The sequence below is a fragment of the Acetobacteroides hydrogenigenes genome, assembly GCF_004340205.1.
Lineage (GTDB): Bacteria > Bacteroidota > Bacteroidia > Bacteroidales > ZOR0009 > Acetobacteroides > Acetobacteroides hydrogenigenes.
Map to the genome: position 1 here is coordinate 677,365 of NZ_SLWB01000001.1, position 13,890 is coordinate 691,254.

10 protein-coding genes are annotated in these 13,890 nt (G+C 44.0%); 7 read left to right on the top strand and 3 right to left on the bottom strand.

From position 1 onward, the window contains the following. Positions 1–657: 657 nt before the first annotated feature. Genes scpA through CLV25_RS02720 form a run of 3 tightly spaced genes read right to left on the bottom strand, consistent with a single transcriptional unit; the run spans position 658 to position 5,062 of the window. On the bottom strand, positions 658–2,757 hold the full coding sequence (gene scpA, locus CLV25_RS02710; protein ID WP_131838092.1) for a methylmalonyl-CoA mutase: 2,100 nt from the start codon (positions 2,755–2,757) through the stop codon (positions 658–660). Between the two features lie 31 nt (positions 2,758–2,788). Next, positions 2,789–3,160 (bottom strand): four helix bundle protein, encoded by a 372-nt coding sequence (locus tag CLV25_RS02715; protein ID WP_131838093.1) that lies wholly within the window; start codon positions 3,158–3,160, stop codon positions 2,789–2,791. Positions 3,161–3,199: 39 nt separating this feature from the next. After that, positions 3,200–5,062, bottom strand: coding sequence for a methylmalonyl-CoA mutase family protein (locus CLV25_RS02720; protein WP_131838094.1), 1,863 nt, complete (start codon positions 5,060–5,062; stop codon positions 3,200–3,202). Positions 5,063–5,292: 230 nt separating this feature from the next. On the opposite strand from CLV25_RS02720, the gene CLV25_RS02725 reads away from it, so the two are divergent. From CLV25_RS02725 to CLV25_RS02755, 7 genes are all read left to right on the top strand, one after another. Then, positions 5,293–5,820 (top strand): flavodoxin, encoded by a 528-nt coding sequence (locus CLV25_RS02725; protein WP_131838095.1) that lies wholly within the window; start codon positions 5,293–5,295, stop codon positions 5,818–5,820. A 1,161-nt stretch (positions 5,821–6,981) separates the two neighbouring features. Further along, positions 6,982–7,701 carry a DNA-binding domain-containing protein gene (locus CLV25_RS02730; RefSeq protein ID WP_131838096.1) on the top strand — a complete coding sequence of 240 codons (720 nt, stop codon included), beginning with the start codon at positions 6,982–6,984 and terminating at the stop codon, positions 7,699–7,701. A 705-nt stretch (positions 7,702–8,406) separates the two neighbouring features. Next, positions 8,407–8,778, top strand: coding sequence for a PleD family two-component system response regulator (locus CLV25_RS02735; RefSeq protein ID WP_131838097.1), 372 nt, complete (start codon positions 8,407–8,409; stop codon positions 8,776–8,778). A gap of 1 nt (position 8,779) precedes the next feature. After that, complete coding sequence (locus tag CLV25_RS02740) at positions 8,780–10,018, top strand: YaiO family outer membrane beta-barrel protein (RefSeq protein ID WP_131838098.1); 1,239 nt, start codon at positions 8,780–8,782, stop codon at positions 10,016–10,018. Next, positions 10,018–11,247 (top strand): hypothetical protein, encoded by a 1,230-nt coding sequence (locus CLV25_RS02745; RefSeq protein WP_131838099.1) that lies wholly within the window; start codon positions 10,018–10,020, stop codon positions 11,245–11,247. The genes CLV25_RS02740 and CLV25_RS02745 overlap by 1 nt, the downstream gene beginning before the upstream one ends. 7 nt (positions 11,248–11,254) lie before the next feature. Next, on the top strand, positions 11,255–12,700 hold the full coding sequence (locus tag CLV25_RS02750) for a glycosyltransferase family 2 protein (RefSeq protein ID WP_131838100.1): 1,446 nt from the start codon (positions 11,255–11,257) through the stop codon (positions 12,698–12,700). Positions 12,701–12,726: 26 nt separating this feature from the next. Next, positions 12,727–13,131 carry a bacteriohemerythrin gene (locus CLV25_RS02755; protein ID WP_131838101.1) on the top strand — a complete coding sequence of 135 codons (405 nt, stop codon included), beginning with the start codon at positions 12,727–12,729 and terminating at the stop codon, positions 13,129–13,131. Positions 13,132–13,890 lie beyond the last annotated feature (759 nt).

Genomic DNA, 13,890 nt, shown 5'->3' on the forward strand with positions numbered 1-13,890 from the left:
AAACAGCACATTTGCTAACACATTTAAAGCTAACAACCATCCACACAAGCTAGAATCAAGCACTAAACTATTGTATCAAAACAAAATACAAAAACCAATCGTTTCTTTTAGTGAAACATTAGTACCTATCTTTGGCCTATTATTACAGCTTATTAGGAGGATATTATACACACTGCTTAACACACGAAGCCTACCATCACCAGTTCAGGCACAGGCAAACCGAATTTTATTTTTCCCTATTCTTTGCCACCATTATCCTTCTATAAGATGCTTACATCATACTGGTAGGCCTACCTGCAGCGGTTGATTTCGCTAGGTAGGACCTTTCACTCTCAGAATTCATATTCGTTTTCACGAGAACAAATTCCTAGCAAGCAAAATGTTACCCGCACGATACAGCACCCTTCTAAAACACGATACTGTTATTTATCAATATTTTAAGATATAAAACAATACTACATGTCACTATCCTATTCCAATAAACTTTGATCGAATCTGCTTAACACCTCTCCCAATAATTATCAAGAAAAACCTCTGTGGACCTCTGTATTCTCAGCGCCTCTGTGTTGACCGTCTAAGATCTAACATCTAAAGGCTAGCATCAAAAAAAAAGGTCTCCTAAAACAGGAGACCTTTTCTATATGTGAAGGTAAAAGATTACTCTTCAGTAGAGGCAAGAAGCAGCTCAAGAATCTTGATAGCTGCGGTAGCAACTGGAGTTCCAGGACCGAAGATAGCCGAAGCACCAGAATCGTAAAGAACTTGGTAGTCTTGGTGAGGAATTACACCTCCTACGATTACCATGATGTCTTCGCGACCTAGCTTCTTAAGCTCAGCAACGATTTGAGGAACGAGAGTCTTGTGACCAGCAGCAAGCGAAGATACGCCTACTACGTGAACGTCGTTCTCTACGGCTTGCTTAGCGGCTTCCTCTGGAGTTTGGAACAATGGTCCCATATCCACGTCGAAACCTATATCAGCGTATCCGGTAGCAACTACCTTAGCACCGCGGTCGTGTCCGTCCTGACCGAGCTTCGCGATCATGATACGTGGCTGACGACCTTCTAGCTTAGCGAACTTTTCGCAAAGCTCTTTTGCATGAGCAAAACTTTCGTCGTTTTTCACTTCCTTAGAGTATACACCAGAGATGGTAAGAATTTTAGCCTTATAGCGTCCTACGATTACCTCGCAAGCGTCAGAGATTTCGCCAAGGGTAGCGCGAAGCTTAGCCGCCTCAACAGCTAGCTCAAGCAGGTTGCCTTCCTTAGTCTCTACGCACTTGGTGATGGCAGCAAGGGCAGCCTTAACCTTAGCCTCGTCGCGGTTAGCACGAAGAGTCTTAAGACGCTCTATCTGCTCAAGACGAACAGCGGTATTGTCTACATCAAGGATATCCAATGGATCTTCCTTCTCTAGACGGTACTTGTTGATACCGATGATGGCATCGTTGCCAGAGTCGATACGAGCTTGCTTACGAGCAGCAGCTTCCTCGATACGCATCTTTGGAATACCGGTCTCGATAGCCTTAGCCATACCACCTAGCTCTTCAACCTCTTCGATAAGCTTCCAAGCCTTTTCAGCAAGCTCTTGGGTAAGCGCCTCTACATAGTACGAACCAGCCCAAGCATCAACAGCCTTGCAGATGTTGGTTTCTTCCTGTAGGTAGATCTGGGTGTTACGTGCAATACGTGCCGAGAAGTCGGTTGGTAGCGCGATAGCCTCATCAAGAGCGTTGGTGTGCAGCGACTGGGTGTGACCAAGAGCCGAAGCCATAGCCTCGATAGCTGTACGTCCAACGTTGTTGAATGGATCTTGCTCGGTAAGCGACCAGCCTGAAGTTTGCGAGTGAGTACGCAATGCCAACGACTTAGCGCTCTTTGGTCCGAACTTGTTAACGATCTTAGCCCAAAGTAGACGGCCTGCACGCATCTTGGCAATCTCCATGAAGTGGTTCATACCAATCGCCCAGAAGAACGATAGACGTGGAGCAAACTTATCTACTGAAAGGCCTGCCTTGGTTCCGGTACGTAGGTACTCAAGACCGTCGGCAAGGGTGTATGCTAGCTCGATATCGGCAGTAGCACCAGCCTCTTGCATGTGGTAACCCGAAATAGAGATCGAGTTGAACTTAGGCATGTTCTTAGAGGTGTACTCGAAGATATCAGCAATAATTTGCATCGAGAATTCTGGTGGGTAGATGTAGGTGTTACGCACCATGAACTCCTTAAGGATGTCGTTTTGGATGGTACCAGCAAGCTGATCTAACGAGCAGCCTTGCTCCATACCAGCAACGATGTAGAACGCCAATACTGGAAGTACCGCACCGTTCATGGTCATCGAAACCGACATTTCGTTCAATGGAATACCATCGAAAAGAACCTTCATATCCTCAACCGAGCAGATCGATACACCGGCCTTACCTACGTCGCCAACAACGCGTGGATGGTCGGCATCGTAGCCACGGTGAGTAGCAAGGTCGAACGCTACCGAAAGACCCTTCTGACCAGCAGCAAGGTTACGACGGTAGAAAGCGTTAGACTCGGCAGCAGTAGAGAAACCTGCATACTGACGGATAGTCCAAGGCTTGTTTACGTACATGGTTGAGTATGGTCCGCGGAGGAATGGTGGAATACCAGCAGCATAGTTAAGGTGCTCCATACCTTCGAGGTCGGCGGCAGAGTATGCCTCCTTTACCGGGATCTGCTCGGCAGTCATCCAGGTATTATCTATCTTAAGTTCGTCAAATTTAGGACGCATGGTAATTGTTTTTGATTTTAGATGTTAGATTTTAGATATTAGACTGCTGTCGCTTTACTAAACATTGATTTAAACTCGAAAGCATTTTACCAATCTCAAGCACTTGACAATTCAAATTATCAAAATCATTTTGATTGATATAGCCCAAATCTAAAGCAAGGTATAGCAATGATTCAACTTCGAAAGCTGACCCTAAAGCGATATCTAAGAACCTGCACATATCCTTATCCGAACCTCTTCCTGATCCCTCAGCAATGTTCGATGATATAGAAATTGAAGCCCGACGCAATTGGCTTACAACACCAAACAGTTCCTCTTTAGGAAAGTCAGATGTCATAGCGTAGATGCTTTTCGAGAAAGCCCTAGCCTTTTGCCATACGTTCAGCTCCTTAAAATTGTGCATATTCTAACGTCTAATGTCTAACGTCTAATATCTCAATAATTAAATCCCTAACTCTGCTTGGTAACCTTTCAGTGTCTCAAGCACGTTGCTCTTTACGCTGATGAAGTTGGTGATGCCCTTAGCCTTAAGCTCCTCTTCGCAAGCTGGAGCGCCAGCAACAACGAAGATAGCCTTACCCTTAAGCATTTCGTATGCTTCAGGAGCGTAGGTGGTATACTCATCATCCGAAGAACAGATAACAACTACGTCAGCCTTAGCTTCTAGAGCAGCCTTAACGCCTTCCTCAACCGATGCGTAACCGTTATGGTCGATGGTACGAAGACCAGCGCAGGCGAAGAAGTTACAAGCGAACTGAGCACGAGCACGACGCATTGCCAAAGCACCAATGGTAAGCATGAAAGCCTTAGGCTCCTTGCCGCTCTTATCGGTCTTGAAGCGTAGCGCCTCGAATGCCATTGCACCACGGTATGGGGCAAGACTTTCGGCAACAGCGCCCTTCTTAGCCTCGGCACGGGTGATAGCCTCTAGGGTAACCTCAGCCTCGGCAACCTCGGTGAAGTTAGGATATTGGTTGGTACCAAGTAGGATGTCGCGACGAGTAGCGATGTTCATATCGCGCTTCTGTGCGGTAGCCTTGATGGTCTCCTGAACGAATCCAGCAGTGAATGCAGCAACATATCCACCCTTCTCTTCAGCTTGCTTGAATAGTTCCCAAGCAGCCTTTGCGATAGAATCGGTAAGGGTTTCGATGTAGTACGAACCAGCCGATGGGTCTACCACTAGGTCGAAGTGAGCCTCTTCCTTAAGCAGCAGCTGAGCGTTGCGAGCGATACGGTCGCTGAACTCGGTTGGCTGACGGTATGCAGCATCGAAAGGAACTACGGTTAGCGAGTCAACACCAGCGATGGTAGCCGACATAGCCTCGGTTGTACCGCGAAGCATGTTTACGTATGGATCGTAGATGGTTTGGTTCCACTTTGATGTTTCAGCGTGGATGCTCATCTTAGCATCGTTCTCTGCAACACCATAACTCTTTACGATTTCAGCCCAAAGCATACGAGCAGCGCGGAACTTAGCAATCTCCATGAAGTAGTTAGAGCTAACCGAGAAGTTGAAACGGATAGCCTTAGTAACCATGGTAGCGCAAGCTCCAAGATCGGTAAGCTTTGCTAGGTACTCGTTACCCATTGATAGGGCAAAAGCTAACTCTTGAACTGAAGTAGCTCCTGAGTTGTGGAAAATGCTTCCATCAACCGAAAGAACCTTGAAGTTAGGAAGAGTAGCAGCAGCCTCGATCATCTCCTTGGTGTTGGCGAAAGCAGCAGCTTCGTCGGAGCACCACTCGCCGTTAAGCGATAGGCTGCTAAGTGGGCTGTAGTTGATCGAACCACGAACATCAGCAAGGTTCACACCTGCCTTCTTCATCTTTTCGATGAAAAGCTTAGCAAGGTTACGGCTCTTGCAGCAGCAAACGAAGTTAACCTCGATAGCGCTTACGCAGATACCCTCAAGAAGGGTGTCAAGCTCAGCAGCGGTAAGTTCCTTGCAGCTGTTGAACACGAAACCTAGAGAGTCTACCCCCTTCATAAGAACGTCTAGCGCCTTTGCGTTGGCAGCCTTAACGTCTTCAACTAGGATTTCTTGACGTACTAACCAAGCATTGCTGTTGGTGTTGTTGCTACGAACGTATGGAAACTGACCAGGAAGGTACTGAAGGTGATTGAGTTTCTTCAAATCTTCAGCACGGTAGTACGGACGTACGCTGAAGCCTTCCAATGGTTTCCACACCAGCTTCTTGTCGTAGTCGGCACCCTTAAGGTCAACGTTAATCACCGCATCCCACTCCGCAGTTGTAACAGGAGCAAATTCGGCAAATAACTTAACATCTTTATCTTCTGCCATAACTAAACTATTTTGTTAAAGTTGAGCCAAAAGTATGAAAAAATTCAGGAAGGGTGAATTGGTTAACAGTAGAAAGAACGACCAACATGTTCAAAAACATGAAAGCACCGAATAATGAAAAAGGTAAAAGGACAAAACAACCTCCAGCAAACCTCTATTAAAGCACTTTTGCTACATTTGAATGAGAATTTCTCTAATACTGATCTGCATTTTTGAACACCGCACTCGATATGGAAAATACAAATAGCAAATGCCTGATAGCCTACTTCTCGCGCAAAGGAAACAACTATGTTAACGGCAGCATTGTAAGCCTAGCAGTAGGCAATACGGCTACTGTTGCAAACAAGATAAAGGAATTAACCAATGGCGATCTATTCGAAATAGCAACAGCATACTCCTACCCCAGCGACTACCTAGAGGCAACTAAAGTTGCCAAAGCAGAACTGCAATCAAACGCACGTCCAAAACTTTCCAACTCCCCTAAAGACATTAACGAATATCCGGTAATCTTCCTTGGCTACCCCAATTGGTGGGGAACTTTCCCAATGGCAGTTTCCACATTTTTAGAATCGTACGATTTTTCTGGCAAAACAATTATCCCATTCTGCACCCACGAAGGGAGCGGACTAGGCACAAGCGAAAAAGACGTCAAAAGGTTGTGCCCTAATGCCACTGTTCGTAGAGGTATAGCAATTAAAGGAAGTGCCGTAACAAACTCTGACGACGACATTAAGGCTTGGATAAAGAGCCAGCTATAAAAACCGATAGGAATATCGTATAATAAGTATTTTAAAAGCCCAGATGCTAGCACTACCCCTTCTTTTAGCCGATAATTTCTGGACATCAGAGCCCCGAAGTTACCTACGTGGAATCTTTTGCTGATCTTTTAACCACGAAGGGCACACTAAGGATAGCACGAAGAAGGGGGTAACGCGAAACCGAATTCCTTATAGACGATGTTCTGCTATGGGCATAGAAACCTGTAGCCGTAAAGCCTACTACGAAGTAACTAGTGCCTAGTAAACGGGGATGAAATCCGTGAATGCAGAACACCCCCCTATCCTAACAGCCCCGAATGGGGCGCCCCTTTTATTAAGAAGGTAATGCATTTGGGGCCGCCCCTTCGGGGCTAGATTGCCGTTTACCTGCCACGAGTTAACACCCCGGCGACTAAAGTGGCGCAAGGTTTTAGCGCTTTACTTTAAGACACCTAGCAATTGATGTCTGCTTTATGGACAACGCTCCTTCGGAGTGTCATTCCATGCTTGTCGCGAGATCTAAAGAGTTGCTCGAAGGCTGTAGCGAAGCCGAAATCCCGAGATGCGTTTTTTTAGAATCTATTGGATTCCGATTTAAGATGCCGGAACAAGTCCGGCATGACAGCACCAATTTTGAGATGTGCCTAAGTTGACAACATCGGGATGAAGCCTTCGCCTAATTGGATATTTCTACCAGTTATCAACAGCCACATCGTACAAAAGAAAAATTTCAAGCCGCAAAAGTGAGTAATTAGGTGGCTATTTTTCTGGAGGTGTTACTAGCACTGTTGATATCTTTTTTTTGCAAAGTGCTGCTTTTTATTAGAAATGTTTTTATACTTGCTATGTAAAGATGTAACTCTAAGAAAAAGAATATACAGTGTAGAATTACGAACAATTTTTTGAGGAACGCAGCGTCCCTCAAAAAATATAGCCACTGGTAAAAGATGCGGCAACATCCATTACCAATGGCCGAATAAAAAGCAATTGTCAAAAATCAGATGAACTCCCATAGTTCAGAAGTAAACTTTCGAAGGGGATGCTTCTGTCCTAAGCTCTCCGACAATCTTTTATGCTTTGTTAATTTAACGGCAAAGCTACTAAAAGGTTCGATATACGAAAATTATTACTGTTAAAACTGCCCCAAACACATTAAAATTCATGGCAGAGCTTAACGAGAACAGAGGTAGCCTTAACTACTACCTTGTACAGAATCCTCTAATAAAGGATAAGGATGCCTACATGGCACGTGTAAAGTCTAACGGCGTTTACGATTTGAACAAGATCGTACGCCTAATGCAGAAGTATAATAGCACGGCTACCTTTGCCGACATCAAGGCCGTTATGGAGATCTTCTTCTCGGTGGTGGGCGATGTTGTTGCTGATGGTGGGAGCATCCGCCTCCCAATTGTGAACATTCGACCTGCTATTAGCGGAAGCTTCGCTACCCCTATCGAGCCTTTCGATAGTAGCCGCCACACCGTACTGCCAAGGGTTACCCCAGGCGAGTTTGTGCTACGTAGCCTTAGCAACATACAGGTAAGCCGTCAGGAAGCCATAGAACGTGGTCCAAGAGTTATGCTCTACACCGACTGTAAAACCAGTACTTCGTCTACCTACTCCTCCGGTTTCATTGGCAAGTTGGCAGGTAAGGATCTTAACTTCGACGAGACCAACCCCTCCGAAGGTCTTTTCATTATCAACGAGGAGAACGACGCGGAAGTTAAGGTAGAGCACTTCGGCAAGATCACCAGCTCGGAACTAATGTTTACGCAGCCAACCCTTGCCAAAGGGGCGTACTATATGGAAGTGCGCAAGGCATACGGAACCAGCAAGGAGCTCCGCAGCGGTACGCTCAAAAAGTCGGTTGTAGTAGAATAGTGACTGCAACAGCAAAGATCTCCACGCCCCCACGGGTAGTAGCATAGAGCCTCGGCATAGCGCCGGGGCTTTTTTGGTTATAAGACGCAAGGAATTAGATTTTAGATATTAGATGTTAGATATTAGTCCTTGCTATCGTTCGATGTTGGAATTTACTATCGTTCGATGTAATGCCCCATTATCGTATGATGTTAGTCCTTGCTATCGTTCGATGTTGGACCTCGCTATCGTTCGATGTAATGCCCCATTATCGTACAATGTTGCACCTTGCTATCGTAAGATATTCGAACCTGTTATCGTACGATGTCGCACCTCTTTATCGTATGATGTCAGACCTTGCTATCGCACGATTTGAAGCCTCAACATAGTACGATGTAAAGCCTTGTTATCGTATGATATTAGACCTTACTATCGTTCGATGTAATGCCCCATTATCGTACAATGTTGCACCTTGCTATCGTAAGATATTCGAACTTGTTATCGTACGATGTCGCACCTCTTTATCGTATGATGTTAGACCTTGCTATCGCACGATTTGAAGCCTCAACATAGTACGATGTAAAGCCTTGTTACCGTACGGTGTATGCCATTTAGCAATGTTTACGCCAAAGGACCCATCCTTAAACAGTAAACTAACAACTAAAAAAAGGGTAAAAAGAGTTCTTATTTTAGTTATTTTTCACTTCATTTATTCAAATTTTAGGCATGAACAAGAACACGAAAAGAATTCTTATTATAGGCGAAGACCTAATAATGGTTGCTCTAATTCGGAAAATACTGACAGACAAGATCAACTCTATAGCCATCGTCGAAATGGACAGCAATGGGGCTTTTAATGTTAATGATGGCTTCGAGGATAAAACAATTATTGTTGACGGAACTGTTAACGGGACTACGGGATTAGAGATTATCGACCATCTCCGATTTGCAAAAAAATATATTGGCCCGCTCATATACATCAACAATTCTGACGACGAAAGTGTCAAAGCTCTAAAGTTTGGAGCAAACCTCATAATCACATTGCCAATTGCAACAGACCACCTTATTTCGGTAGTAACGAAAAATTTGGGAGCGTAGAATGACAAAGATCACATCAACAATAACCTTACTCTTACTTATAGCAGTAATCAAAGGGACTTGCCAAGTAAACGCCGACTCGCTATTTCAGTCGTCACTTAACCATGCACGCCAAAACAGCTATGCCAAAGCCTTAGCCGATGCCAACGCCGCCCTTAGGGCAAATCCGAACCGAGCAGAGGTAATGGTACATATAGCCAACATTTACGGCTGGCAGGCAAAATTCGACAGTGCAGGATACTACATCAAGAGGGCATACGCTACCGACCCAAAAAATATGGACATCTACGATTCGTGGCTAAACATGCTGCTCTGGAGCCAATCATTCTCCGAAATACCAAAAACTTGCGAAATAGCGCAAAATAATGGGTATAGCAACGGCGAAAACATAGCCCAAAAGATGTTACTAGCTTTTCGTGGAACGAAACGGCTCCATGAAGGAATAGCCTATGCCGAAAAGCTGGAACCCGAGCTGCTCGACAATCCCACCATTAAGGCGCTGTACAACGAAATGTACTCTAAAACGAAGATTAAGCAGCTGTCGCTTTTTTACGGCATCGACTTATTTGACTCTCCAGACATTAGCTCAAAGCACCTAACTTTTGCAGAATACGGATTCAACATAAACCGCAACAGCCTAGTGTTTAAGCTAAACTACTCCAGTTGGGCTCCTAGTAACGATCTACAGGCCGAAGCAGACTTCTATCATGTATTTACAGGAGGCAAATACCTTTACCTCAACTATGGCTACTCGCTAAACCAAAAGCTGTTTCCGGCACATAAAGCAGGGGCCGAATTCTTTTTCCCCATCGCACACTCTCTAGAGGTCTCCTTAGGCGGTCGATATCTCGGATTTAAGGACAATCCGGTTTACATTTTAACAGGCCAGGCCGGAATAAGCGTAGGAGCATCGTGGATTGCCTTAAGGCCCTTTTATGTAAAAGGAGAAAAAGGGAATTCGGTGTCCACCGTTCTTACCTATAAGTATTACACCGGGAAGCCAAGAGCATTCTGGAAAGTTGATATAAGCTACGGCAATTCGCCCGACGAGCGTTACTACCTAGGCACAAATGCCGAAACGCTTAGAATGCAAGGCTATAGCATAAAACTCGAAAAGAACATAATTATTGGAAGGCTCAACGAGATAAAACCTTCAGTAGGTTTTGGGTCCGAAGAAACAATCTCCGGCAGCTACCGCAGCAAAATCATGCTAGAAATCCAGTACAAAAAAAGGTTCTAATGAAAAAGCACAGGATAAACAGCATCAAAACAGCACTTAAGATTTTCCTAAAAGCAGCATCGGCGTTAGTTTTTTTCGCTCTGATATTCTTAGTTTTTTTACGAGAAACGAGCACTCCTGATGCCTTTTTACAAAAAGCAGCCATTACGCTTATCGGTGCTGAAGCATGGTGGCTATACCCAATGGGATTCATCGCCATCGTTTCTGCTACCGCTTTAGTTGCACTTGGTGCTCTAATAGCCTATATAACGTATGCGAAGGCAAGAAATTCGCGAAGAACAAAACTTAGACAAACCCTATTCACAAGCTACCTGACAAATTACCTCCTTACCGACAATACCGACCTGACACCCGAACTGGTAGAACGGCTGAAATTGCAGCTTCGCTCCAAGAAGAACATTCTCGCCTTTTTCGTCGTTTACACAAGAATACAGGAAATTATTGCCGTCGACTTCAGCAATAAATTCTTAATTCTGCTTGACACCCTCGATATCAGAAAAAAAATAGAGGTTTTGCTTTATAGCAACGACTTTAGCGACAAGATAATAGCCTTCAAGATTATTTCGGCACTTAAAATACAGAAGTACAACAAAGAGATTGAGAGCTACCTCAACAGCAACAACCATGCGCTACGCACGGAAGCAATAGTTTCGCTAATCATGCTATCCGAGAACGATGATTTCTCCAACATATCGGATATAATTAACCATTCGGCAATCGTATCCATGATGGATGTTAATATAATTGTGAATGCGGTACTCAAAGCGTCGAATAGCAAAATCGACTACGATTCGCTACTAATGGCTGATCATCCGAACAAGAAAATGATAGCCGTTAAAATAATCAAGCATAAAGAAATTAGGTCGCTAAAGGATAAGCTTATACCTCTGCTTAACCATACCAACGAGCAGCTTAGTTTTGAAGCGTGGGATGCATTTCTTTCACTGGAAAACGATGGTCGAAAGCTGGAAGAAGCTATTGTCGCCAACTACCCGTTGCAATCGGATAAAGTAAAGCACCTGATTATTTCGAAAGGCATGCTGGTACAATCGGAGTCGTACATAAGCTTTTTAAAGCGGCTTGTTGAGTTCGACATGTCGCTATCCATAAAAGCATCGGCAATGAAGGCCCTGTTTAAGCACGATATTGCATTAATCTCGAGCTATGCATCCAGCAAGGATACCAAAATTGGGAAGGCATACAAAGAAGTAGTTGACTTTTACCTATAACCACACCATGGAACTTATTACTCAAATAGCACTCGAAGCTTTAAACAACATATTTCTGGTATATGGGGTCGTACTTTTCAGCTTCTATATACTTATAGGGATATTCAGCTCTTTTCAGGTTTCGTTTTACATACGCAAGAACCAACACTTCAGGTACCACACAATGGCCGGATACAAGCATCTTCCATCGGTATCAATTATAGCGCCTTGCTTCAACGAGGAGAAAAATATTATAGACAACATCCGAAGCCTACTGCTGCTAAGCTACCCCAAGGCCGATGTGATAGTTGTGAACGATGGTAGCCGCGACCGAAGCCTCGAAATAGCCATAGAGCACTACGATCTTGTTAAGGTTGATCAATCGTGGGAAGCTACCATACCCACAGCAACCATCCGAGGCGTTTACAAATCGCGGAACATAGCCTATTCGAACCTGATTGTTATAGACAAGGAGAATGGAGGAAAAGCCGATGCTCTAAATGCAGGTATTAATATTTCACGCAGCGACCTGTTCCTTGCCGTTGATGTAGATTGCGTTATAGAGCACGATGCCATATACAAAATGGTAAAGCCCTTTCTTGAAGAGGAAAAAGGGAAGCAGGTGATTGCATCTGGCGGCACTGTCCGAGTAGCCAACTCGTGCCACATCGAAAATGGACAGCTCGTTAAGGCGGTTTTCCCTAAAAACATGTGGGCTCGCTTTCAGGTTCTGGAGTACTTTAGGGCTTTTACAATGAGCCGGATGGCTTGGAGCAAGCTTAATGGCATATTAATTATTTCTGGCGCATTCGGAATGTTCGATCGCCGCATTGCGATGGCCGTTGGTGGTTACGACACAACTACGGTGGGCGAAGATCTTGAGCTGGTGGTGAGAATGCGAAAGCACATGCACAAGGTGGAGAAGAAAAAATACCAAGTTGCCTTTATCCCCGACCCGCTTTGTTGGACAGAGGTACCATCGTCTCTTAAAATCCTTTCGAGGCAAAGGAATAGATGGACCAGAGGCTCGGTAGATACCGTTTTAAAGCATCGCGATCTTTTCTTCAACCCGAAGTATGGCATTGTTGGGCTACTTAGCTACCCTTTCTGGGTGCTTTTCGAATGGCTCGCCCCAATTATCGAATTTATCGGCCTTCTTTACTTTACGGTTATGCTTATCCTTGGAAAGGTAAACCTTCCAATATTCCTATTTCTTTTGGCTGTGGTATTTCTATTCTCGCTAGCGCTAACCGCCATTTCCGTTTTTTACGAATCCTACTTCTTTGCCCGTTATAAAGGCTTTACCTACCTCGTAAAGGTTGTTTACACAGCCGTATTGGAGCTATTCGTATCGCATCCGCTAAACGTTTACTTTGCAATTTCAGGCAACATCGATTTCTTTTTCCGAAAGAAAAAGAAATCATGGGGAAATATGACCCGGGAAGGATTGGGCGTCCAAAAGAGTAAGGAGTAAAACAGAAAATTCAACGAACCATAGATATGAGCGACATTAGCAACAAATTTAGCTACCCACTGCTGGGAATTGACCATATTGATAGGCAGCACGCCACTTTCTTTAACATGCTCGACAGCATTGCCCAAAATGGCTCTAAAGAAAATGACACAATAAAAAAACTAGAAGACTACCTAATATTTCACTTCAGAATAGAGGAAGATCTTTTCAAGAATACTGATTACCCAGATGTTGATGTACACATCAGCCAGCACCTATACTTCACACAGCAGGTTGAAAAGTTTAGGATAGAAAGCAACTTCAACGGAAAATTCTTAGATGAAAAAGTTTTAGAGTTTATGAAAAAGTGGTTTCTAAATCACATTCTACACACCGACATGCAGTACAAAGACTACGTAGATACAAGCATGGAGGATAAACAAGCTATATAAAACCAATGCCAACTAACACAAAACAGTTCACCATCGAGCCCCTTAATAGCTTCTCCTGCAAGCAGCAGCCTTACTAAAGGCTGCCATAAGCCAATAGCCAGCTTAACCTCTACGAAGTAAATAGGGGTATAGCTGCTTACTACAAATCTTTATGCCCTACGGACAAAATAGAACAGTACGTATACAGCAACGGTTAGGGCCTTGTAGCATATTATTCATGCAAAATGAAGTTGCAGCCTAATTTTATGCACGCTATTTAACCTCCTTCCGGTTATTGTCGTATGGGCGTTATTCCCCCACATAGCATGCGAGGCTATTCGCATTCAACCCTTACAGCATTATTTCTCTGAGGACATTGTGCTGCATTAAATAAAGGCAAGAATAAATCGAAGGCTACTTTACTAATACCAAAACTTCATCATTAATAGCCCCGAGTAAAACTTGGGGAAGTATGAAAAGGGAAGTAAACAACCAGGGTAACCGCATTTAAGATTTTTAGAAATAGTAAGACTAAATACTGAGGCACAGAAACACAGAATAACACAGAGCAATTTCAATATTCATCAATCATAAGCTTCTAATAGGATAAATATTCATTGATTTAACAACATTAGTTTGCTCGTTATCTTGCCCGTGTAAGTAGTAAAATACTTATAGCGAAAGCCACAGAGGTTCTGTGATAAATTCCAAGTCTATTTTGCTGTTTTTTTTGTTTATTCTACTTTTGTAACAACCCAAAAGAAGGCTCACGGCGAAGCA

Bases quoted from the DNA above. Each gene is read 5' to 3' on its own strand.
- scpA (WP_131838092.1), bottom strand. From the start codon at position 2,757: ATGCGTCCTAAATTTGACGAACTTAAGATAGATAATACCTGGATGACT.
- CLV25_RS02715 (WP_131838093.1), bottom strand. From the start codon at position 3,160: ATGCACAATTTTAAGGAGCTGAACGTATGGCAAAAGGCTAGGGCTTTC.
- CLV25_RS02720 (WP_131838094.1), bottom strand. From the start codon at position 5,062: ATGGCAGAAGATAAAGATGTTAAGTTATTTGCCGAATTTGCTCCTGTT.
- CLV25_RS02725 (WP_131838095.1), top strand. From the start codon at position 5,293: ATGGAAAATACAAATAGCAAATGCCTGATAGCCTACTTCTCGCGCAAA.
- CLV25_RS02730 (WP_131838096.1), top strand. From the start codon at position 6,982: ATGGCAGAGCTTAACGAGAACAGAGGTAGCCTTAACTACTACCTTGTA.
- CLV25_RS02735 (WP_131838097.1), top strand. From the start codon at position 8,407: ATGAACAAGAACACGAAAAGAATTCTTATTATAGGCGAAGACCTAATA.
- CLV25_RS02740 (WP_131838098.1), top strand. From the start codon at position 8,780: ATGACAAAGATCACATCAACAATAACCTTACTCTTACTTATAGCAGTA.
- CLV25_RS02745 (WP_131838099.1), top strand. From the start codon at position 10,018: ATGAAAAAGCACAGGATAAACAGCATCAAAACAGCACTTAAGATTTTC.
- CLV25_RS02750 (WP_131838100.1), top strand. From the start codon at position 11,255: ATGGAACTTATTACTCAAATAGCACTCGAAGCTTTAAACAACATATTT.
- CLV25_RS02755 (WP_131838101.1), top strand. From the start codon at position 12,727: ATGAGCGACATTAGCAACAAATTTAGCTACCCACTGCTGGGAATTGAC.